At 66.7% G+C, this 20,801-nt stretch carries 21 protein-coding genes; 11 read left to right on the forward strand and 10 right to left on the reverse strand.

The annotated features are described in order from the left end of the window. Positions 1-101 precede the first annotated feature (101 nt). Positions 102-389, reverse strand: coding sequence for a 30S ribosomal protein S15 (gene rpsO, locus ACKTSN_RS13295; RefSeq protein ID WP_004982702.1), 288 nt, complete (start codon positions 387-389; stop codon positions 102-104). A 264-nt stretch (positions 390-653) separates the two neighbouring features. On the opposite strand from rpsO, the gene ACKTSN_RS13300 reads away from it, so the two are divergent. Then, a complete protein-coding gene (locus ACKTSN_RS13300; protein ID WP_224733280.1) occupies positions 654-947 on the forward strand; it encodes a DUF397 domain-containing protein in 294 nt (97 codons plus the stop codon). Between the two features lie 49 nt (positions 948-996). On the opposite strand, the gene eccD is transcribed toward ACKTSN_RS13300, so the two are convergent. Then, positions 997-2,505, reverse strand: coding sequence for a type VII secretion integral membrane protein EccD (eccD, locus tag ACKTSN_RS13305; RefSeq protein WP_409469318.1), 1,509 nt, complete (start codon positions 2,503-2,505; stop codon positions 997-999). A 333-nt stretch (positions 2,506-2,838) separates the two neighbouring features. Between eccD and eccCa the strand changes: the two genes are divergently transcribed. After that, positions 2,839-6,813, forward strand: coding sequence for a type VII secretion protein EccCa (gene eccCa, locus ACKTSN_RS13310; protein ID WP_409469319.1), 3,975 nt, complete (start codon positions 2,839-2,841; stop codon positions 6,811-6,813). 251 nt (positions 6,814-7,064) lie between these two features. Here the strand turns inward: eccCa and ACKTSN_RS13315 are convergent, their stop codons facing one another. The 5 genes from ACKTSN_RS13315 to ACKTSN_RS13335 form a co-directional block, all read right to left on the reverse strand. After that, complete coding sequence (locus ACKTSN_RS13315) at positions 7,065-7,364, reverse strand: WXG100 family type VII secretion target (RefSeq protein ID WP_224733539.1); 300 nt, start codon at positions 7,362-7,364, stop codon at positions 7,065-7,067. Positions 7,365-7,459: 95 nt separating this feature from the next. Further along, complete coding sequence (locus ACKTSN_RS13320; protein ID WP_385272480.1) at positions 7,460-7,807, reverse strand: hypothetical protein; 348 nt, start codon at positions 7,805-7,807, stop codon at positions 7,460-7,462. 138 nt (positions 7,808-7,945) lie between these two features. Continuing rightward, positions 7,946-9,178 carry a S8 family serine peptidase gene (locus tag ACKTSN_RS13325; protein ID WP_409469320.1) on the reverse strand — a complete coding sequence of 411 codons (1,233 nt, stop codon included), beginning with the start codon at positions 9,176-9,178 and terminating at the stop codon, positions 7,946-7,948. A 90-nt stretch (positions 9,179-9,268) separates the two neighbouring features. Next, positions 9,269-11,047, reverse strand: coding sequence for a WXG100 family type VII secretion target (locus ACKTSN_RS13330; protein WP_409469321.1), 1,779 nt, complete (start codon positions 11,045-11,047; stop codon positions 9,269-9,271). 2 nt (positions 11,048-11,049) lie between these two features. Further along, positions 11,050-11,493 (reverse strand): hypothetical protein, encoded by a 444-nt coding sequence (locus ACKTSN_RS13335; protein ID WP_409469322.1) that lies wholly within the window; start codon positions 11,491-11,493, stop codon positions 11,050-11,052. A 465-nt stretch (positions 11,494-11,958) separates the two neighbouring features. On the opposite strand from ACKTSN_RS13335, the gene ACKTSN_RS13340 reads away from it, so the two are divergent. The 3 genes from ACKTSN_RS13340 to ACKTSN_RS13350 all read left to right on the forward strand — a co-directional run bounded on the left by ACKTSN_RS13340 (position 11,959) and on the right by ACKTSN_RS13350 (position 15,480). After that, on the forward strand, positions 11,959-12,477 hold the full coding sequence (locus ACKTSN_RS13340) for a hypothetical protein (RefSeq protein WP_409469323.1): 519 nt from the start codon (positions 11,959-11,961) through the stop codon (positions 12,475-12,477). A 105-nt stretch (positions 12,478-12,582) separates the two neighbouring features. Further along, on the forward strand, positions 12,583-14,895 hold the full coding sequence (locus ACKTSN_RS13345) for a hypothetical protein (RefSeq protein ID WP_409469324.1): 2,313 nt from the start codon (positions 12,583-12,585) through the stop codon (positions 14,893-14,895). Positions 14,896-14,922: 27 nt separating this feature from the next. Beyond that, the gene (locus ACKTSN_RS13350; protein ID WP_409469325.1) at positions 14,923-15,480 is read left to right on the forward strand and encodes a hypothetical protein; all 558 of its coding nucleotides are present in this window, start codon (positions 14,923-14,925) and stop codon (positions 15,478-15,480) included. Positions 15,481-15,686: 206 nt separating this feature from the next. Here ACKTSN_RS13350 and ACKTSN_RS13355 read toward each other — a convergent pair whose 3' ends face one another. From ACKTSN_RS13355 to ACKTSN_RS13365, 3 genes are read right to left on the reverse strand one after another with little or no spacing between them, the layout of a single operon-like run. Next, positions 15,687-16,229, reverse strand: coding sequence for a hypothetical protein (locus ACKTSN_RS13355; protein ID WP_409469326.1), 543 nt, complete (start codon positions 16,227-16,229; stop codon positions 15,687-15,689). Continuing rightward, complete coding sequence (locus tag ACKTSN_RS13360) at positions 16,226-17,416, reverse strand: helix-turn-helix domain-containing protein (RefSeq protein ID WP_409469327.1); 1,191 nt, start codon at positions 17,414-17,416, stop codon at positions 16,226-16,228. Before ACKTSN_RS13360 ends, ACKTSN_RS13355 begins: the two co-directional genes overlap by 4 nt. 44 nt (positions 17,417-17,460) lie before the next feature. After that, complete coding sequence (locus ACKTSN_RS13365) at positions 17,461-17,880, reverse strand: ATP-binding protein (RefSeq protein ID WP_409469328.1); 420 nt, start codon at positions 17,878-17,880, stop codon at positions 17,461-17,463. A gap of 301 nt (positions 17,881-18,181) precedes the next feature. Between ACKTSN_RS13365 and ACKTSN_RS13370 the strand changes: the two genes are divergently transcribed. The 6 genes from ACKTSN_RS13370 (at position 18,182) to ACKTSN_RS13395 (ending at position 20,754) form a co-directional block, all read left to right on the forward strand. Continuing rightward, positions 18,182-18,997: a helix-turn-helix domain-containing protein gene (locus tag ACKTSN_RS13370; protein WP_409474821.1), complete on the forward strand. Its 816-nt coding sequence runs from the start codon at positions 18,182-18,184 to the stop codon at positions 18,995-18,997. Next, positions 18,994-19,200 (forward strand): DUF397 domain-containing protein, encoded by a 207-nt coding sequence (locus ACKTSN_RS13375; protein WP_409469329.1) that lies wholly within the window; start codon positions 18,994-18,996, stop codon positions 19,198-19,200. Before ACKTSN_RS13370 ends, ACKTSN_RS13375 begins: the two co-directional genes overlap by 4 nt. Before the next feature lie 82 nt (positions 19,201-19,282). Beyond that, complete coding sequence (locus tag ACKTSN_RS13380; RefSeq protein ID WP_409469330.1) at positions 19,283-19,891, forward strand: hypothetical protein; 609 nt, start codon at positions 19,283-19,285, stop codon at positions 19,889-19,891. Between the two features lie 44 nt (positions 19,892-19,935). Further along, the gene (locus ACKTSN_RS13385; protein ID WP_409469331.1) at positions 19,936-20,061 is read left to right on the forward strand and encodes a hypothetical protein; all 126 of its coding nucleotides are present in this window, start codon (positions 19,936-19,938) and stop codon (positions 20,059-20,061) included. A 42-nt stretch (positions 20,062-20,103) separates the two neighbouring features. After that, positions 20,104-20,232 (forward strand): hypothetical protein, encoded by a 129-nt coding sequence (locus tag ACKTSN_RS13390; protein ID WP_409469332.1) that lies wholly within the window; start codon positions 20,104-20,106, stop codon positions 20,230-20,232. Positions 20,233-20,241: 9 nt separating this feature from the next. Continuing rightward, the gene (locus ACKTSN_RS13395; protein ID WP_409469333.1) at positions 20,242-20,754 is read left to right on the forward strand and encodes a hypothetical protein; all 513 of its coding nucleotides are present in this window, start codon (positions 20,242-20,244) and stop codon (positions 20,752-20,754) included. Positions 20,755-20,801: the final 47 nt, after the last annotated feature.

The raw sequence follows: 20,801 nt of genomic DNA on the forward strand, positions 1-20,801 counted from the left end.
GCTACCACACTACAAAGGGGCAGTGACACTGTGCACGTTTCCGCACGTACGGCAAAGGGAGCGGCCCCCTCAACAGTGGGAACCGCTCCCTTCGCGGCGTCTTACTTGGCGCCCGCCGCACCGCGACGGATGCCGAGGCGGTCGACCAGCGCACGGAAGCGCTGGATGTCCTTCTTGGCGAGGTACTGCAGCAGCCGGCGGCGCTGACCGACCAGGATCAGCAGACCACGGCGGGAGTGGTGGTCGTGCTTGTGGGTCTTGAGGTGCTCCGTCAGGTCGGAGATCCGACGGGACAGCAGAGCGACCTGGACCTCGGGGGAGCCGGTGTCACCCTCCTTGGTACCGAACTCGGAGATGATCTGCTTCTTCGTAGCGGCGTCGAGCGACACGCGTACTCCTCATAGTCTGTGAGTGGCCACCGAGTGCCCCCGGTCTTCATCGCGGGGGAGCTTCCGTTACTCGGGAGGCAGGGATCCGCTGGGCGCGGCCTCCAGAGCGGCGCTCCGGGGGTGCGTACACAAACGGCCGTCACTCAGGGTACCAGCAGCTGGTGACCGCCTGTCCCCCGCTCCCCGAACCGCCCGGCCGGCCCGGGCTCGGCCACTAGGGTGAGTGATCGGATCGTTCGTACGTCGGGAAGGGGTCGCTTCGGCATGGCGGAGACGGAAGCGGAGATGAAGGCGCGCAAGGAGCGGGAGCGGGACGAGCTCTACGCGCTCGACATCTCGGACGTCGAGTGGCACAGCGCGCCGGGCACGGAGGAGCACGAGGAGCGCGTCGAGATCGCCTACCTCCCCGGTGGCGCGGTGGCCATGCGCTCGTCCCTCGACCCCGACACCGTGCTGCGGTACACGGAGGCGGAGTGGCGGGCGTTCGTACTGGGCGCGCGGGACGGGGAGTTCGACCTGGAGCCGGCGCCGCACAATGGCGGGCTTGCGTCGGAGTGAAACGACAGTGGGGGGCGGCACGCGCGCGTGCCGCCCCCCACTGTCGGCTTCAGTTGCCGGCCATAGAGCGGGCGGACGCGTACACGTCGAACACGGCGAGCGCCAGGGGGACCAGGGTCAGCAGGACGAAGGTCTCGGCGATCTCCATGAAGCGCCCCCAGAAGGGGGTGACACCGCTGCGCGGGGTGATCAGGCCGATCGCGGTCACCAGTGCGGTGGCCCCGGCGATGGCGGCGGCGAGCCAGACCGTGCGGATGTCGAGGCCGGCGGTGTCGCCCTGGAGGGCGTCACGCCAGTACTCCACGGGCGGGTTCAGGGCGAGCCCGAGGCCGAGGAAGACAAGGGCGGCGAGACCGGCGGCGAGCGTGGCGCCGACCTGCGCGGTGTAGCGGAACAGGTGAGCCCGCATCAGCATGGCGACGCCCGTGGCCAGGGCGAGGAGCTGCGCCCACACGTTGCTGGAGAAGCCGAGGACGATCGACGCGCCGACCGTGACGAGCGCGCACCCGCCGACGAGGCCGACGAGGAGTTCGTGGCCGCGGCGGGCCTGGGCGGCGATGCGCTCGGCGTCGACGGGCTCCTGCGCGGCGGTCTCCTCCGTCGTGTAGCCGCGTGCGGGGTTGGGCGGTTCGAAGCCGATGGGCAGCCGCGCGAAGCGCATGGACAGGCCGGGCAGGAAGGCGAGGGCGCAGACCGCGAGCGGGGCGCAGACGGCGGCCGTCTCGATGGGCTTCAGATCCGTGAGGATCGCGACGAACGTGGTGAGCAGACCGATCGTGGCGGCGAACACGAACGCCACGAAGGGGCCGTCACCGCCCGGCGACACCAGCGTGAGGACGACGGAGGCGACGAGCACCGCCGCGCACGCGAGCAGGAACTGCAGCCGTCCGATGCCCTGCCCCTCCGACAGCGGCAGCAGTCCGGAGCCCGCCACGGCGATGTTCGGCAGGGCGCCGAGCCCCAGGGCGATCGCCGACCCCCGGTCGTCGTACACCCGCGCGCGGACGCAGGCGATGGTGGTCAGCAGGACACCGGTGACGGCGGCGAGGATGCCCTGGAGGCCGTGCATGTCGTGACGGATCTGGGAGCTCCAGACCACGAAGGCGAGCAACGCGGGCAGGATCCCGCCCGCGACCAGGCCGGCGGCGCGGGTGAGCGCGCCGCTCCACAGCGTGCGGTCCTGTGTGACGGCGGAGGCGACGGCCTCGGAGACGTCGTCGAAGACCGCGGGTGGCAGCGACTCGGCGAACGGACGCAGCGTCAGCAGCTCGCCGTCGAGGATGCGTTGGGCGGCGAAGGAGCGGGAGCCGTCGAGGACGGTGCCGTCACGGCGTACGAGATGGTAGCCGACCGGGGCGCCCTCGGCGGGGCTCTGCCGGGAGAGCCGAAGGATCTCCGGGTAGAGGTCGGCGACCGGTACGTCGTCGGGCAGCGCCACGTCGATGCGGCTGTCGGGCGCCACAATGGTGACCCGGCAGAACCCGAACCCGGTTCCCGCCCCGGAAGGGGCTCCGGTGCCCGCTCCGCCGGTCGCGCCGGCCGGCGCGGAGGCCGTCATGCTCACCTGCTGTTCCCCCTCGTCGGTGGTGACGGCGGTCGCGGCGCCGAGCGTACGACCGCCTGTAAAGATTCCCGTGTACGTTGCGCCCCGCCGCCCGCGCCACCGGTCACATGCGCCGCGTTGCCCGGGATCAGCAGGGAGCACTCGTAGCGAAGCGTTGCGGATTGCCCGTTTTTCCCGGGCCGATTCGCAACTGCTCATACGTCTCATGGGCACCCTACCGCCCGCTGTTGTCAGTGGTTGTCAGTAGGATCGCGCTGCGCGATCGACGTTCGCCGGACACGGGGCGGCGGACGGAACGGATCGGTGCGGCAAGGGAATTGGTGCGAAGTGAGCCACATCGTCGTCAAGCGCCCACCGCGGGCACTGCCCAAGGGAGTGCCCACGGACGAGGTCGTGCTGCAGCCACCGCCGGAGCTCCCGCGCGGGCAGCAGGAAGGCGCCCTGATGCAGCTCCTGCCCATGCTCGGCATGGGCGGGTCCGTGGTGTTCTTCTTCAACCCCCAGGCCCAGCCCTTCATGAAGATCATGGGCATGGTGATGGTGGCCTCGACGATCGCCATGGGCATCGCCATGCTGATCCGCTACCGGCGGGGCAATCAGGGTCAGCTGGCCGACATCCGCCGCGACTACCTCCGCTATCTGTCGCAGACCCGCCGCGACGCCCAGAAGACCGCCAAGACCCAGCGCGACGCCCAGTACTACCTGCACCCTTCACCGGAGCAACTGTGGGCGCTGGTCGCCGAAGGCAGCCGGGTGTGGGAACGCCGCGCCGGTGACGAGGACTTCGGGCAGGTGCGCGTGGGCCTCGGGGCGCAGGCCCTGGCCACTCCCCTGATCCCGCCGCAGAGCGCGCCCGTGGACCAGCTGGAGCCGCTGACAGCGGGCGCCATGCAGCGCTTCCTGGCCACGCACAGCACCCTCGAGGACCTGCCGATGGCGGTCTCGCTGCGCGCCTTCTACCACGTGTCGATCAGCGGCGAGCCGGTCACCGTGCGCGGCGCCGCCCGCGCGGTGACGGCCTCTCTCGCCTCGCTGCACTCCCCCGAGGACCTCATCATCGCCGTCGCCACCGCGCGCGAGTTGGCGCCCGAGTGGGAGTGGGCCAAGTGGCTGCCGCACGTACAGGCGCGGGGCGAGGCGGACGGCGCCGGCAGCCTGCGCCTGATCACCACCAACCCGGTCGCGCTGGAGGAGGAGCTGGACGCCCGGCTCCAGGGTCGCCCGCGCTTCCACCCGGCCGCGCCGCCGGTTCCCGAGCAGCCGCACGTGGTGGTCGTCCTCGACGGTGTCTCGCTGCCGCCGACCTCGCTGCTGGCCAGCCCGGAGGGCCTGCAGGGCGTCACGGTCCTCGAGGTGGTGCCGGGCGACCTCACGTCCGGACGCGGCGACCTCTCCGTCGTCGTACACCCGCGCGAGCTGCGCCTGGAATCGGCGCACGGCATGGTCTACGAGGGCACGCCCGACGTCCTGTCGTACGAGGCGGCCGAGGCCCTGGCCCGGCAGCTGGCGCCGCTGCGGATGGCGTCGGGCGGGGACGACGACGAACCACTGCTCGCCAACCTGGAGTTCACGGATCTGCTCAACCTCGGTGACGCGGCCGCCGTCGACCCCAGGCGCACCTGGCGGCCACGCTCGCAGTCCGAGCGGCTGCGGGTTCCGATCGGTGTCGGCGAGGACGGCCGGCCCGTGATGCTCGACCTCAAGGAGGCGGCGCAGGAGGGCATGGGCCCGCACGGCCTGTGCGTCGGTGCGACCGGTTCCGGCAAGTCGGAGCTGCTGCGCACCCTGGTCCTCGGTCTCGCCGTGACCCACTCCTCCGAGACCCTGAACTTCGTCCTCGCGGACTTCAAGGGCGGTGCGACCTTCGCGGGCATGGCCCAGATGCCGCACGTCGCCGCGGTCATCACCAACCTCGCCGACGACCTGACCCTCGTCGACCGCATGGGTGACTCGATCCGCGGTGAGCTCAACCGCCGCCAGGAGATGCTGCGCGACGCGGGCAACTACGCCAACATCCACGCCTACGAGAAGGCCCGCGCGGCCGGTGCCCCGCTGCAGCCGATCCCCTCGCTCGTCCTGGTGATCGACGAGTTCAGCGAACTGCTCACGGCGAAGCCGGATTTCATCGAGATGTTCGTGCAGATCGGCCGCATCGGCCGATCGCTCGGCGTGCACCTGCTCCTCGCCTCGCAGCGCCTCGAGGAGGGGCGCCTGCGCGGCCTGGAGACCTACCTGTCGTACCGGATCGGTCTACGGACGTTCTCGGCGGCCGAGTCGCGCGCCGCGATCGGCGTCCCGGACGCGTACGAGCTGCCGAACGTCCCCGGCTCCGGCTTCCTGAAGTTCGGTACGGACGAGATGGTCCGCTTCAAGGCGGCGTACGTCTCCGGGGTGTACCGCTCGAGTTCCCAGCAGGCAGCGGCGTTCGGCGGCCCGCTCCCGGTGGACCGCCGGCCCGTGCTGTTCACGGCCGCCCAGGTCCCGGTGCAGTACGTGGCGGTGCCGCAGCAGCGTCCGGAGGAGGAGCCGGACCAGCCGGACGACGCGCTCGCCGACACCGTGCTCGACGTCATCGTGCGGCGACTGGAGGCGCAGGGCCCGGCGGCCCACCAGGTGTGGCTGCCCCCGCTGGACAGCCCGCCGTCGCTGGACGCGCTGCTGCCAGGCCTGGCCGCGGTGCCGGGCCGCGGTCTCACCCAGCCCGGCTATGAGGGCGCGGGCCGGCTGGTCATCCCCGTCGGCCTGGTCGACAAGCCGTACGAGCAGCGGCGCGACCCGCTGTGGACCGACTTCGGTGGCGCGGCCGGCCATATGCAGATCCTCGGCGGCCCGCAGTCCGGCAAGTCGACCCTGCTGCGCTCGATCGTCGCCTCGTTCGCGCTCACGCACACCCCGCAGGAAGTGCAGTTCTACGGGCTCGACTTCGGCGGTGGCGGCCTGTCGGCCGTGGCGGGCCTGCCGCATGTGGGCGGAGTGGCCTCGCGCCTGGACCCGGAGAAGGTCCGGCGTACGGTCGCCGAGGTGTACGGCATCATGACGCGCCGCGAGGAGTACTTCCGCACCGCCGGCATCTCCTCCATCGCGGAGTTCCGTGCCCGCCGCGCACGCGGCGACATCTCGACGACCGACCAGCCGTGGGGCGACGTCTTCCTCGTCATCGACGGCTGGGGCAACTTCCGTTCGGACTACGACGGCCTCGAGCCGGTGGTCGTGGACATCGCCGCGCGCGGTCTCGGCTACGGCATCCACGTGATCCTCACCGCCTCGCGCTCGATGGAGGTCCGCTCCAACCTCAAGGACCACCTGATGAACCGCCTGGAGCTGAGGCTCGGCGACCCCATGGACTCCGAGTTCGACCGCAAGGTCGCGGCCAATGTGCCGACGGGCGTACCGGGCCGCGGGCAGACCCCGCAGAAGCAGCACTTCATGGCGGCGGTTCCGCGGATCGACGGCCTGTCCTCCGACACGGACCTGGCCGAGGCGACGCAGGCCCTCGCGGCCGAGGTCTCCCGGCACTGGCAGCAGCCGGGCGCCCCCGAAGTACGCCTGCTGCCCAGGGAGTTCGCCGCGACCCACCTCCCGCCCGGCAACCGCTTCCCGAACCGAGGCATCGCCTTCGCGCTCGACGAGGACAACCTCGAGCCGGTGTTCGTGGACTTCGACCAGGACCCGTTCTTCCTCGTCTTCGGCGAAAGCGAGTCCGGCAAGTCCAACCTGCTGAAACTGCTCATCCAACGCCTCACCGAGCGCTACGACGGCAACGACTGCAAGCTGTTCGTGGTCGACAACCGGCGCTCCCTGCTCGGCGTGACGCCGAACTCGCATCTGGCGGAGTACATCCCCATGTCCAACCAGATGCAGCACCACATGGACGCCCTGGCCGACCTGATGCAACGCCGCACACCGACGGCGAACGTCACACCGGAACAGCTGCGCAACCGCAGCTGGTGGAGCGGTCCGACGGTCTACATCGTCATCGACGACTACGACCTGGTGTCCACGTCGAGCGGCAACCCCCTGTCGGGACTCACGGAACTGCTGCCGTTCGCCCGGGACGTGGGCGTGCGCTTCATCATCGCCCGCTCGACAGCGGGCGCGGGCCGCGCCGGCTACGAGCCGTTCATGCAGCGCATGAAGGAACTCGGGGCGCAGGGTGTGGTGCTCGCCGGTGACCCGGGCGAGGGCGACCTGCTGGGCGGGGTGCGGCCACGGGCTATGCCTGCGGGGCGGGGGGGGTTTGTTTCGCGCAAGCGGGGCAAGCCGCTCGTTCAGGTCGGTTTGGTGGAGGAGAATGCGGGCTGAGGGCCGCGGCTGAGTCAAGTAAGTGCTGACGCATCGACACAGGTCGTGCGGCTGGTCGGCCAGGGCGGAGTCAGCGGTGCCGTCTCCGATCCCTGGATCCGGCTCGTCGAATCCCGTGCCGAACAAGCGGGTGGATCAACAGGCGCCCCTGCGGTCGCAGCGGCGGCGGACTTCGGGCGCCAGAAAAGAAGAAGGGTGGGTGTCTCCCGCGCACACCCACCCTCGACAGCCACACTCGGCCAGAATGCGGTCTACAGGAAGTAGCTGGCCGCCTTCTTGTCGCCTTCCATGTACGTACCGCCGGACTGGCCGACGACGTGGCCGATACCCATCAGCGCCTGGTGGATGTCGTTGGCTTCCTTGTCCCAACGGCGCAGCTTCTCGCCGAACTGCCCCTGGGCCTGACCCGCCCAGTACTGTCGGCTGTTCTCGACCATCTGCCGGAGCTCCTGCAGATCCTGCTCGAGCTGCTTCGCCTCGTTACCAATCGTGGTGGCTGCGAAGTCCAGCCCGTCATAAGTGACGGAAAGGCCGTCATTGTTACGGCTCATGTCTGCCTACCTCGTCTCGCTCGCGTGTGCCGGTGATGTGCGGTGAACTACCGATGTCCGATGTCGTGAACCGATGTCCTCGGTTCCCGCGCGTCTCACATCGAGTTGAAAGCAGAGGGCTGAACCGTGGGAGCCCCGTCGTTGACGTTGATCCGGTTGACCGACGCGCGCACCTCGTCTTCCTTGCTGTCCTTGATGTTGCGTGCCGTGGTCATGGCTTCCATGACATCGCCGAGGATGACGCCGATGTTCTTCAGCGACTCGTTGATCTCGTACTGCTTCCGGTCGAACTCCGCACGACCGATACCGTGCCACTGGCCCTCGAGGCCGTCGATGACGCCCTGAAGCCCATGCACCCGCTTCCGGATGTTCTCGTACTTCTCGTACATCTGCTTCTGCAGCTTGACTACTGCTGCATCTTCAAGCTTCTGGTCCGTAGCCATGACCAGCCTTCCCTTCCTCTGTCTGTTTTCTGGTCGATTGGTCCCGCGTCATCGCCTCAACCGGGCGATGACGCTGCGGAGGCCCGTACCCAGTGGCCCATGAGGCACCTGGCCACGTGGCTCGAGCGGCTGATCACGTCATCCCGCACGCCGTGCCCGCAGGACGGCCGCACCGGCGCCGCCGATCACGATCACTGTGGCTGCGGCGCCCAGGGCGATCCACAGGGTGTTGCTGTCGTCGGCGGATTCCGCGCTTGATCCTGCCGCGGAGGTGCCGCCGGTCGAACCCTTTTCCGGGGCCTGTGACGCAGCTGATGCAGAAGTGGACGCGGAGGGCGACGTCTCGTCGGCCTTCTCGTCCTTGTCCGCCGACTTGGCCAACAGATCGCCGCCGTTCACCTTCGCCAGCGGATCAACGTTCGGTGCGCCTGCGTCGTAGTTAGGGTTCTCCAGCACCAGGCGAGGGCGGATGAATCCATAGCCCGCGTACTTGCTCGGCTCGTCCTTCGGCCACGAGCGGCCTGCCGTGTCGATCAGGGCGCGGGTGACCTGGTTAACCGTCCAGCCGGGGTGGGCGGACCAGATCAGGGCGGCGGCGGCGGAGATGAGGGCGGTCGAGTGGCTCGTTCCGCTTGCATCACAGTACGCACGGAATGTCACGTCGCACCACCGAGGGATCGCCACACCGGGCGCCACGAGGTCGGCAAAGCCCTGTGACGATTCTTTCGAGAACTTCGCTATGGCGAGCGTTGAGTCAGCTGCCGCAGCACCGACTACATAGGGGTAAGCAGCCGGCATATCGGGATGGCCGTCGTTGCCTACGGCGGCAACGAGCAGCTTGCCCTTTGAAGCAGCGTATTTGACCGCTGCCTCGCCCTCCTCACTGGTCATGCCCCCGATGGACATGTTGATGATCTTGGCGTCGGTGTCGGCTGCAGCCCTCAGCGCCTCCCAGGACAAGGGCGTCTTCTCCTTCTCCGCCCCATCCTTGAGCCCTTCGAGCTGCACTCGATACGGGACGATCTTTGCGCCAGGCGCCAGTCCCTGGAGGCCCCCGCCCGCGCCCGTACCTGCAATCAATTCGGCCATGGTGGTGCCATGGCCCGAGTAGTCGTCAGTGGCACGGAAGTTGACCGCCTCGGGGACTTCGTCGACGAGGACTTGTCCTTTCAGCGAGGGTGTATTCGCGTTCACGCCACTGTCGATGACGGCGACCTTGACGCCCTCCCCTCTGCTGACCTTCCACATCTGCTCAACCTGCATCGGCCCCAAGTACCACTGCTTCGACTGGGCGTCAGCCGCAGCGGCATTTGGAGCCAGTCCCACACTCACGGCAGCCAGGGTGCCGACGATCGCGCTCGCAGCACGCACTCGTCTACCGCACCATGTCGCGAGATGCGCAGCCCGCTCGGCTCGTCGGCTGGTCCCTGACTTCATGGCGTTTTTAGTCCTCGCTAGTGCTCAGTTGACGACCGGCGGCACATCGCGCCGGGGCTTGTTGGGCAGGTGTGTTTCTTCGCCTTCGACCAAGTTGTCCGGACGCGCTGTACCCTGCGCGTTTCTCTCGTCCCCCGGCTTGCCCTTGTTACCAGGCCCACGCACGAGGCCCGTGCCACCGCGCGTCATGCCATTCCGTTCCGTGTGGATGGCGGAATTGCGCCCAGTCGGACTGCTACTCACAGGCTTAGACCCGCCTGTGGTGCCGCCTCTAGAAGCACCACCAGCGCCAGTACCGGGCCTTACGCCCGACTGAGGTGCTCCGAAAACGCCACGCTGTCCGGGGCCACCGGTCGACGGCCGGGGATTGGCCGTCGGACCAGCGCCGATCACCGTGCCACGAGGAATCCTCGGCCCTCCCTTCGCCGCAGTACCACCCGGGGTCGCAGGTCGCCCCCCGACCACACCGTTCGCACGACCCGCGCCAGTAGCCGGGCCGACGTTGGCTCGTGGTCCTGTCGTACCGCTGGCGCGGGGTGTGCCACCGGTCACGCCCCCCTGCCCCATCGGGAACGGCTTCGAACCGGAGCCGTTCCCCCTGGCAACCGGCTGGCCAGTCTCCGTGGGACGCCCCATCTGGCTCGTGCCACCCGGCCCCGTGGTGCGCCCCGTGACGGAGTTGGTCAAGCCGGGCTGAGTGCGGCCCTGAGCGGAGGCAGGGGTGCGAAGACCGCTCGTTCCGCCCGTAGTCCTGCCGGACGCACGATTCGGGATCTGAGGCCCGTAATTCTCAAGCACGCCGGGTTGGCCGCTCACCGTGGGTGGGGTTCCGGTGACTGGCAGCGTATGCCCAGTCGCGGGTGTGGTGGTGGGTGGCAGAGTGCCGACGCTGTCGATGTTCGTGCCGACAGGACTTTCGGGGTACGTGACCGTCCCCTTGGCGGATGTCGAAGGGAACGGTGCATCACCTGTGCCGTACGTTCCGGCACGCCCAGATGATTCAACCTGCGCATGATGACCTGTGCCTGCCACCGCGCCGTCACCCGATGAGGCAGACCCGCCAGGACCAGAGCCTGGCAAACGTTCAGGCTCAGGCACCCCGACATTCGGCATCGGCTTGAACGTCGGAGGCTTCTCCTGCAAGACCTGGAGCTGCTGACTTGAGACCGCATAGTAGGACGCCAACCGATTCATCTGGTTGATCGCCTCTTGGCGGTCCTTCTCCACCTTTACGGCAGCGTCGTAGTCTTCTTTGTTCGCAGCCTTCTCGGCGTCGGTGAAGCTCTCAGGGCGCTTCCGGTTGTTCGGGTCACGCGCCGGCATGGCTTTGCGTACCGACGCGAGCCCCACCGCGGCAGCGGTGATCTGATCGCCCGCCTTGCCAGCAAAGTCACTCAGGTCTTGCGTGCTCGTGACGAGTGAACCGCCCCACTCGCGGAATGCCGTGCCGGCCCGTCCGACCCAACGGACCTTGTTGATACGGCCGTCAAGCTCGTCCGCTGCCGCCTTGATGGCGTCGCGTGCGTCCCACAGGGCTTTGCCGGACGACTCCAGGTCCTCAGGGTTCGTCTGCTCGACCAGGTCGATCATCTCGTTGAGGTCGAGATTCTTTGCATCGAAGTCTGTGCTGTCGAATACGGCCTTCCCTTGGCGGGTGGACCCAACCACTGCATGCAGAGGGTCGGTCACCAACCTGCTGAACAGCCCGCCGCCGTGAGGCTCCTCGACGATCCGGGCCACGTCTGCGAAGGAGTTCTGATTGGAGACACGCTCCAGGTCTGCCTTGCGTTGCTCGTCGGTCATCGTCACGCCTTCAGGCCGGTGCCGTTGCCGGCATGCTCGACGCTCGCCCTATCCTGGATCTGCTCGATCTCCCACTGGATCGCCCAGAACCGGCGGCGCTGTCCCTCTTCGAGGTTGTCGAAGCCGACAGACGCCCCCTTGACGGCGATACCGATGGCCTCGATCTGCAGATGCAGGGTCTTAGACAAGGAGGTGAGCTGTTCGTGCACGTTGTTGTACTGAGCGAACAACCGTTGCGCTTCAGGGAAGAGGCTCGCCAGCCCGCTACTCAGGGACGACTCCTTGATCGTCTGTGCGCCTACCTTCGTCGGACTGCCGGCCGACTCCTCAAGGTCCCGAAGCACCGTGTCCACCCGCGACACGAAGTCGCTGAGCGCCTCACCACTGGCCTCCAGGTCCGCCGCCCTGGCAGCGGACACGCCCCCCACCATGTCTGCCGGAAGCATGGTGCTCCCTCCCCGTTTCCCCGTACGCCGATGGGCTGAGGCCAACCGACCACTCGCCCCTACGATCGCAAAGCAAGTCGAGCCTCACATCGCAGGTACCACTGTAGTCACCCAACGCATCCGCTCCAACTGAGGTGTGTGTTAACCCAGTTACAGTGCCCTGCACCTTTGCCCCATTTGCCCCTTCGCTGCGAAACTCCATCAAGCAGCGACGTGTTCGACGCCTCGACAGCCAGTCCGCACCCGCCACCCCGCACCCCTGTCCTGTCCTGCCCTGCCACTGTCCGCCTCCCTCAGCTGGCCTCTCCTTCGAACTTTCACACCGAACAAAGCACACACAACAGCACTGCCCCTGATCTCCCCTGAACCGGCTTGCTAATTTGGCTGGCAACCAGCGCACCGGAACCGCGGCATCCACCTGACACGCGCTCCGGTGGCCAGAGCGGCACGGGGGAAGGGTCACGCATGGCATGGGACGAGTGGGAGCAGCTCAAGGCCCAGGCGGCCGAACGGCAGTCCACGCAGATGCAGTTGAATCAGCTCGACCCGGGTGACGGCTCGCCCGGCATTGCCGGGGGGCCCACCCACTACGGCCGCCTGGAAGTTCCGAACGCCTCGCTGACCAAGATCAGCAAGTCGGCGCACACCTTGTACAACGCGCTATGGGACAAGGCCCGCGTCGCTGTCCCCACCAGCGACTCCGCAGCCGGCGATCTGTCGAAGCAGGGTTTTGCGCTTGGGGCCGGGCTGCAGCATGTGTCGAACCGGTGGGAGGAGCAGCTCAAGTCCTTGATGGACGCCTGCGCGCAGATCACGAACCACCTGCAGGTCAGCAAGAAGATCCATGGCGCCGGCGAGAACTACATCGTGCGGCAGATGAGCAGTATCGCCACACTCGACGCCGGCTTCGACGAACGGGTTGGTCAGCCCGGCGAGAAGAATCCCATCTACGGAGAGAAGAGCGAGAAGAAGAAGGACGAGTAGCCGCGGATGAGGCGGACGACGGCGAACCCCGCCGTCACTGCCCGGACCGGCACGACCTCACCGACTCACTCAGCCACTGCTCGACACCTCTGGGGATAGAGACCGATGGACCTCGACACTCTGCGCAACGCCAACTTCAAGCTGCTCGACGATGCCGTCAAGGACTGGTCGACCCTGGTCAATGACCTCGAGACGTTGAAGAAGGATGCCCAGGACGAGTTGCGCCAGGCCGCCAACAAGGCGGACTGGGCCGGCGTGGACGCCCAGGTGACGAAGGAGTTCATCGGCAAGACGGCCGAAGAATTCACCGACGCGCACATTCAGGCGAGAACGATCCACAAAATTCTCGAGGACACACGGAACGAGCTGAAGCTCTTTCACCAGCAGCTCGTTGACGCCATCGAGGGCGGCCGGAAGAACAACCTCATGGTCATCGGGTACGAGGGCAGATTCACCGTCACCTCGAACGTCCCGCCGGAGGGACGAGCCCAGCAGGACAAGAACAACCAGACCGAGATCACCACACTCCGCGACGAGCTGCAGAAGATCCTGGACAAGGCGACGGAGAGCGACAACTCGGCCAAGACCGTTCTCACTGCCATCGCCGACCAGAGCAAGCTTGGCTTCTCGGATGCCAACTACTCCAGCCGGGACGCCGCGGCAGAGGCCATCAAACAGGCCGAGAGGCTGGCGAAACTGGCGCGGAAGAACCCCGAGGACCTCACCGTCGAGGAGTTCGACCAACTCACCGCCGGGCTCAAGAAGTACGGCAACGACGATCTTTTCGCCGAACGGTTCGCCACGACTCTCGGGCCCCAGAAGACATTGGAGTTCTGGGCTGGGGTCAGCGATCCCTACCACGGCAACTACGAGCTGGGGCGGGAGCGCCTCGACCAGCTGGACGACCTGCAACGCAGCCTCGGGACGACCCTCGCCAACGCAACGCAGATCGACTCGGTAGCGATGACCGAGTGGAAGCGCACGATGATCGACAACGGCGACAAGTTGATCCACGGCAACCAGGGCGGCCCCATGGGCTTCCAGGTCATGAGCAACCTGATGCGAACCGGGGACTACGACGACCAGTTCCTGAAGGACTACGGAACCAAGCTCATGGCCACCGAGCGCAAGCTCACCGGCAACGGGGAGCACGCCAACACGGTGTGGCGGGAGATGGGCGCGTCCCCAACGTTGAACCGAATTGGTGAGGACAGCGGGTCAGATCCGTTCACCGGCTACCTGAAGGGCCTCTCCAACAGCCCCGACGCGGCCACCGACTTCTTCAATCAGGAGTTCATCTCCCATAACGATCCGGACAACCCCTTCGAAGAAGACAAGGACGACGACGACAAGCCCGGCAAGGTCACGCTGTCCAACTTCCAGTACCTCTTCGAGGAACGGGACTGGCCTCAGGAGACCAACTTCAAGGGCGACGATCTCCACACAGGCCAGAACAATCTCGCGTTGGCTCTGGAGGCGGCCACCACGGGGCACCCGGCGGGTGAGCTGCCCACCCCGGACACGCCGGCGCACAATCGGGAGCAAACCAAGCTCATGGAGAGTCTGGTCGCGTCGATTGCAGACGACCCTGAGCGTCTGACGAAGAACGGATACATGTCCGACAGCATCGGACAGATCACTTCGGAGTATCTGCCGGACCTCAATCGTTCCATGACCGATGTGGAAAGGGACCCGAATTCAGAAAAGTGGCAAGAGGTAGAGAAGCTGTATCCGGTTAACGGCTCCGAGGCGAAACTGGAGCACATTGCTGTGAGCAAACTCCTTTTCGCTGTTGGACAGAACCCGGAAGGCTACGCCGCAGTCGAAGTGGGCCAGAAAGCGTACATGGGCAAACTCTTGGACTACCACTTGAGCCCGGACCTGCCAGCGGCACAACGGCTGTCCGACGACGAGAAACTCCTCATCGAGCAGATTACGGGAAGGTCCGGCGAGGTGTCCGGCACACTCGCGCTGGGTGCCCAGGAGGCCATCGGACAGGAAGCCTCGGACAAGAACAAGGCGTATGAGCACTCAGTGGCACAGAGGAAGAACCTGATCTCCGGCACCGTTGGCGCCGTCGTCGGAGTGGGTACATCCTTCGTCGCAACCCCCTGGGTCGGCGCGATGATCGCCGGTGGGACCGGAACCGCGACCAGCATGATCCTTGAATCGGTATTCAAGGACGCCGAAGGCCATGCCATGGACGATGCCCAGAAAACTGGGGGCCAGTTCTGGCAGGATGGGCAGGTAAGAAATAAGACCATCATGGAAGACGCAGCCCGAAACGCAGCGGATAAATACCACACAGTCGATGCGACAGACGCCGGCTTGGTGGCACGAGACGCCGCAGAACAGGGATATCTCAATGCACGCGCCATTCTTCAGGGTCAAGCACCGGGAAGCATCGGGGCCTTCTGACGATCCTCGCCCGACAGAGGGGTTCTTGTGAAATATCGCCAAACAGCTTCGCAGCAACGCGGCGTGGCGGCCATCTCAGCGATTGCAGCCCTCATCCTCACACTCTCAGCGTGCGGCGGAAATGAGCAGAAGCGCGACTACTCGATCCCCGACGCACTGTGCGGGGTTGCTGTCGAATCCGACGATCTCGCCTCTTTCCTTCCGGCAGGACGCGACATTGACGTTCGAAACAAAGCCGCGTCTGGGGTCAAGACTTGCGAGGTGGTCATCGACAAGAAACTCATCGTCACTACGACACAGGCATGGCTGGAAGAAGGGAAGAATACCTCCTATTTTGCATATAGCCAGTCCCTCGAAAACCATGATCATTCAGCCGAGGGTGGCAGATTCCGCTACTCAGGAAACGAAGCGTTCGGCAAGACAGACGGCTGCGTCGACACCCAGTACGGCCAAGAGCTGTACACAGCGGTTCAGGCACAGGGCTCCGAACACAGCGATGCCGACGCGATGAAACGCCTCATCACGTCCTTCACAAGCGAGGTCGAGGCCTCTGCCACCTGCAAGGCGAGCGCGGTTCAGGAGTGACGTAACTCGTCGGCACGTGCGATCAATCGGATAGGCATGTCCCCCTGAACGCGACCCGCCATACCGCGACGAATCTCATCGCCACCGTCCGGCACGGCTTATGCCAGCTTCAGTACCGCCATGACGTCCTCGACGACTGTCTGGGGTTTGCCGGGTGTTGAGGACCCTTAGCGGTGCAGTTGACGCTCCATCAGGCCCCTTTCGGGTTAGCGCATGAGATCTTCAGGACATGTCGAAACACGGTGCAAATGGCGCCCGGCTGCCTGCATTCGGTCAAGGAGTTCGTGACCATCCACGGCACTGATCAGCCCATCGACTACGGCCCCGTTCATCAGGTCGAATGTCTCCTTGGTGGTGATGCCGCGACGGCGCGCGAACGCGCCGGCCGACCGGTCGTCGGTGATCCACACGGAGTCGCGGAACTCGGTCCGCATGGTGATCAGTACGCATGTCTCGGCTTCACCGAGGTGCTTCGTCGGCGCGGACGCGGGCCCGTTGAAGACGGCTCGACGTACGCGGTCGACCTCAGTCAGCTCCCGGGAGTCGGTGATCTCGATGGGGTCGCCCAGCCAGCCTGCTTCCTTGAGCCCTCGTAACGGCGGAAGGTACCTGGCGGACTGCTTGGCCTCGTAAGCCACGGCCTCGGTCCAGCGTCCGCGGCCGTTCAGCACTTTTTCGAGGAGCGGTAAGCGGTCGACGGAGGCGAAGTTGCAGAGGACCGTGTTGTCCGGGAACCAGCAGATTCTCATGGCTGAAAGACCAGGTCTCCCTCTTCCGCCTCACCGCTTGTCGGTTCCGGAACCTCGGGCTGCGTCGGGTCGAGGATGTCGTGCAGCTCGTCCACGTCCCTTCGCAAGAGGGCTGCGAGGGGACGGAGGGTGGTCTCCCCGTCGGCGTAGCACCTGTACAGAGCCGATACGACGCGCACGGGGAACCTCCCGGCGGCAGCCCAGGCGAGCTGTCGCTGGAAGGCGTCTGTCGCTCCGGCGAGCAGGTGGCAGATCTGGGTGGTGAGGCCGCGGTAGTGCTGTGCCGACTCTGCGCCGATCAGGCCGAGTTGGCTCAGGCGTGCGGCCAGGGCACTCGGCGAGACCTTGAAACCGACGACTAGCGCGGAAAATGCCTCGTCACTGAGGCCGCCTTGGCTGTCGGCCAGTTGCTGGAAGCGGTGCGTGACTTCCGGTGCAGGCATCAGCAGATTTGAGGCGAATACGTTCGCCCGCACCTCTGTCAGATCCTTCTGGCGGCCCGGCGCCACATCGGACTCGACCACCGGTTCCTGAGCGTCCCGGGCCAGGATGTGGCCGAGTTCGTGCGCCAAAGTGAACCTCTGCCGGGTCCAAATCTCGGTGGGCTTGATGAGGACGAGACGGAAAGTGTCCGTGTGCCACGCGAGTCCGTCGACACCGTCGGGCAGCTGCGTGACTGCGATGTCCACGCCGAAGGTCTCGGAGCACCTTGTGATCAGAGCGTCGGTTTCGAGATCGGCTACGGTCCAGTGGGCGTCCGTCGGCTTGAGGGATGCGGCAGCATCATGAGCCAGCTTCTCCCCTTGATCGACGTAACGCGCGAGATCCGTACGCACGGTGGGGAGCGGGGGCAGCTTCGGCAATCGCCCCAGCAGCTCCAGCACCTCGTACGCCGCGGTGAACCGGCTCGCGATATCACCCACGTGCTCCCGTCCGGGAGCCGTCGCGTCCGCCGTCCGTGCGGCCAACGAGGGGCGCGACGGTTCACGCCCCGTGAGCAGCCAGTCCACCGTCCTGCCGCCCGCCTCGGCGATCAACGCGAGGTCGAGCGAGGTGAAGCGGCGCACGCCCTTGAGCGATTTGGACAGCTTGTCGGGTGTGAGGCCCACCTTCTCGGCGAACGCAGCCTGGCTCATTGAAGCTGCTTCCATGACCCTGCGCACACGGTCGATCACAGTCTCGTCCATACACGCACAGTAACCGCCGCTTGCGAAAATCGCAACGCCTCGGATTACTCACGGAGGCCTGCCGTGACACATCTCGGCATGTCGAGTTCCGCCCAGATGCACTTGCCTGGGGCGGCCTCGCGGGGAGTCACCCCCCAACGGTCCGCGAGCCTCGCGACCAGGAGCAGGCCGCGACCGGACTCGGCGTCCGAGGCCGGCGGACTCGGCACGATCGGGTCGGGGACGCGCTCGCCGCGGGTGTCGGCGACCTCGACACGGAGGACGTACGGCGTGACTTTCAGCCGGAGGTGAAAGCCGCGGCCGGGGACGTGTCCGTGACGGATGGCGTTGGCAGCGAGTTCGGCGGCGATGAGGGTGACGGTCTCGTTGGCGTCGGAGTCGTAAGGGTGACCCCAGTCGGCAAGCCTGTGCGCGACGAGTCGGCGGGCGAGCCGCGCGCCCCGTGGGGTGGATGTGAAGCACATCGCGAACTCCGTTGGATGCAGGCAGCGTTGCGACGGGTGCTCTTCGGAGTGAGTTGCCTGATTCATGACGCATACGGTCTCGTCGTGTGCGTAGCGTTGACCAGGCGTAACGCTGTGACATGGGCGGGCCGTACGCGGCATGGTCGGCGTTGTACGCGGCTTGGGGCGTGACCGGTTCCGGGCCGCCGCGTTGGCGCGGGCAGGCGGGGTGCGACGACGCTGTAAGGGGTGGCAGGGCTTGGAAGAGCGGGAGCGGGAGCGGGCGGCGGAGGGCGAGTCAGTCTCGGACGCGGATGCGGGTGTGTTGCCCGACGCCGAGTTCGGAGTGGCGCTTCTGCACGTATTCGGGCAGCAGTTGAAGTTGTGCCGGGTGCGGGCAGGGATGGACCGGGTTCGGTTCGGACCGCTGACGGGGTATTCGGCGTCGACCATTGCGTCGTTCGAGCAGGGGCGGCGGATTCCGCCGCCGAAGTTCATCGACCGAGCAGACGAAGTCCTGGATGCAGGCGGGGTTTTGAAGGCGGGGAAGGAGGTGGTGGCACAGGCGCAGTATCCGGCGTTCTTTCGGGATGCGGCGCGGTTGGAGGCGGAGGCGGTTGAGTTGTGCGCCTACGACACGCACATCGTGAAGGGGCTCCTGCAGACCGAGGAGTACATGCGCGCCTTGCTGGCTATGCGCAGGCCCCTTCTGGACGAGGCCACGATCGAGCAGCGTGTCGCAGCTCGATTGGCCCGGCAGGAGATCTTCAGTAGGTGGCCGGCACCGCTGCTGAACTTCGTCATGGAGGAGTACGTGTTGACGCGCGGCCTGGGCGGGCCCGCCGTGCGCCGCGGCCAGCTCGAGCAGCTTCTGCTGATCGGCCAGAAGCGCAATGTCGAAATCCAAGTCATGCCCCGCGACCGGGAGGACAATGCGGGAGTCGACGGCCCTTTCACGGTGCTGACCCGGCAGGGCGGCGACCAGTTCGCTTACATGGAAGCGCAGGGCAAGAGCACACTGGTGACAGATCGAGAAGAGGTCCGTGCCCTCGCCGCCCGCTATGGGATCATCCGAGCGCAGGCCCTCACCCCACGTGAGTCGCTGGCCAACATCGAGAAGTTGCTGGGAGGGCTATGAACGCCGAACCGACCACTCGTACCGCCGATGAACTGGCGTGGTTCAAGAGCAGCTACAGCGGCGCCGAGGGCGGCGACTGCGTGGAGGTCGCGTCCCACTCCGGCATCGTGCATGTCCGCGACTCGAAGGACAGGACGTGGAAGGTCCTGTCCGTCTCCTTTCAGGGGTGGGCCGCCTTCATACGGTTCACCGCGCAAAACTGATAGACCGAGGCCCCTATCTCACCAAGATCACCTAAGGGCAGCGGTGCTGGATGCGCAACCGTCCCGCACACGCCCCTCCAACATGCCCGGAGCACCGCTGCCCCAGTACGCCCTCCATCACGACCCTGACTACCCCCAACTGCTGGCCGACGCCCGCGAGAAGGCACAGGGCTGGACCGACGGCATCGCCAAGGCGGTCAAGGCCGTCGACGAGGCCGACCAGAGCGTGAAGCGGGCGCTGGCCCGTGCGACGAGCGATGTTTCGACGGACGGTATCGGGATCGGCGGGTTCAACGCCTCGGCTGTGGGTGACCTGGCGAAGGCCGGTAAGCCGGATCCCAAGGCCACCACGAAGACCGACGGGTGGGTCTCTGAAGGTGAGAGCGAGGCCTCCGGCCCCGGCGTCGGGACATCGGTCACCGGGCCCAACACCGGGGCCGGCAAGCTGGGCGAGGCCGAGGCGCATGCTGACCTCGGCCGCGCCAGCGCGGAGGGCTCGCTCACCAACGGGCCGATGAAGCTCGCCGGGGAGGCCGAAGCCTACGCGGGGCCGGTCTCGATGGTGTGCAGTTGGGCGGTGAGGCGTTCGCGGGTGCGAAGGCGGGCGTCTCCGGAGGTGTGGACATCGAGGGAATCGGAGTGGGCGCCACAGCCGAGGGATGAGCCGGTCCTGGCGCGGAAGCAACCCTGAACTTCAGCAAGGACGCCAACCGCACATGGCACTGGGCCCCCAAAGTGGGCGTCTCCCCCATCCTCGGTGACGCCGTCGGCTTCGAGGTCACCGTCGACCCGGGGAAGATCGCCGACGCCGTGGGGGACGCAGCCGGGTGGGTCGCCGATGGGGTCGGCAGCCTGTTCTGATGCACGTCCCCGCAGATGCACTGCCGTAAAGGATGGCCCGAGATGCCCACGGCCCTGCCCGTACCGATCCAGTTCGAACTGCCGGAAGGCTGGCGCCCCGCACCACCGGATGAGGCCGGCGCACCGCGTGCCGCGTTCGTCGCGCGGCACCCGCACCCGGATGCCGGATAGGTTGACCTCATGGGCCTCTTCGACAAGCTGACCGGAACCAAGCACCCCGACGACGGTGTCGCGCCGCGTTCGGCCGAGGAGGTGCGGGCAGCCCTGCTCGGCGTCAACCAACCCGATGTCCCGTACATCATCCGCAACGGCGCCGCGGAGGGCGCCGACCTGATGGCGGAGTGGCGGATGGCGGAGCCCGCCTGGCAGGCCATCTTCGTCCAGTCCCAACTGACTCGCGCCGTCCGGATCCGTATGCGCCTGGTCCCGGAGAACCAGGAGGTGCGCGCCCTCGAGGAATCGTGGGAGGTCACCCGGGTCGGGAATCCGCCGAGGCTCGAGATTTCAGGGGCGTACTCGCGTGGGCCCGACAGGACCGTCTCCCGCCACTACACGATCGAACGCGGGGAGAACGGCGGCCTCGAAGCGACGGAGACTTTCCGCTTCAACGGTGCGGACCTGCGTAACCCCCTGCAGGACGCCATCCTCAAGTCGGGCTGGACCTGGCGCAGCGTGATCTTCGGCAAGCTGTGAGGCCGACGGGACCCCGACTCGCCGCCGCCTTGGCACTCGGTTTCCCC

The organism is Streptomyces flavusporus (genome assembly GCF_046267975.1).
Lineage (GTDB): Bacteria > Actinomycetota > Actinomycetes > Streptomycetales > Streptomycetaceae > Streptomyces > Streptomyces flavusporus.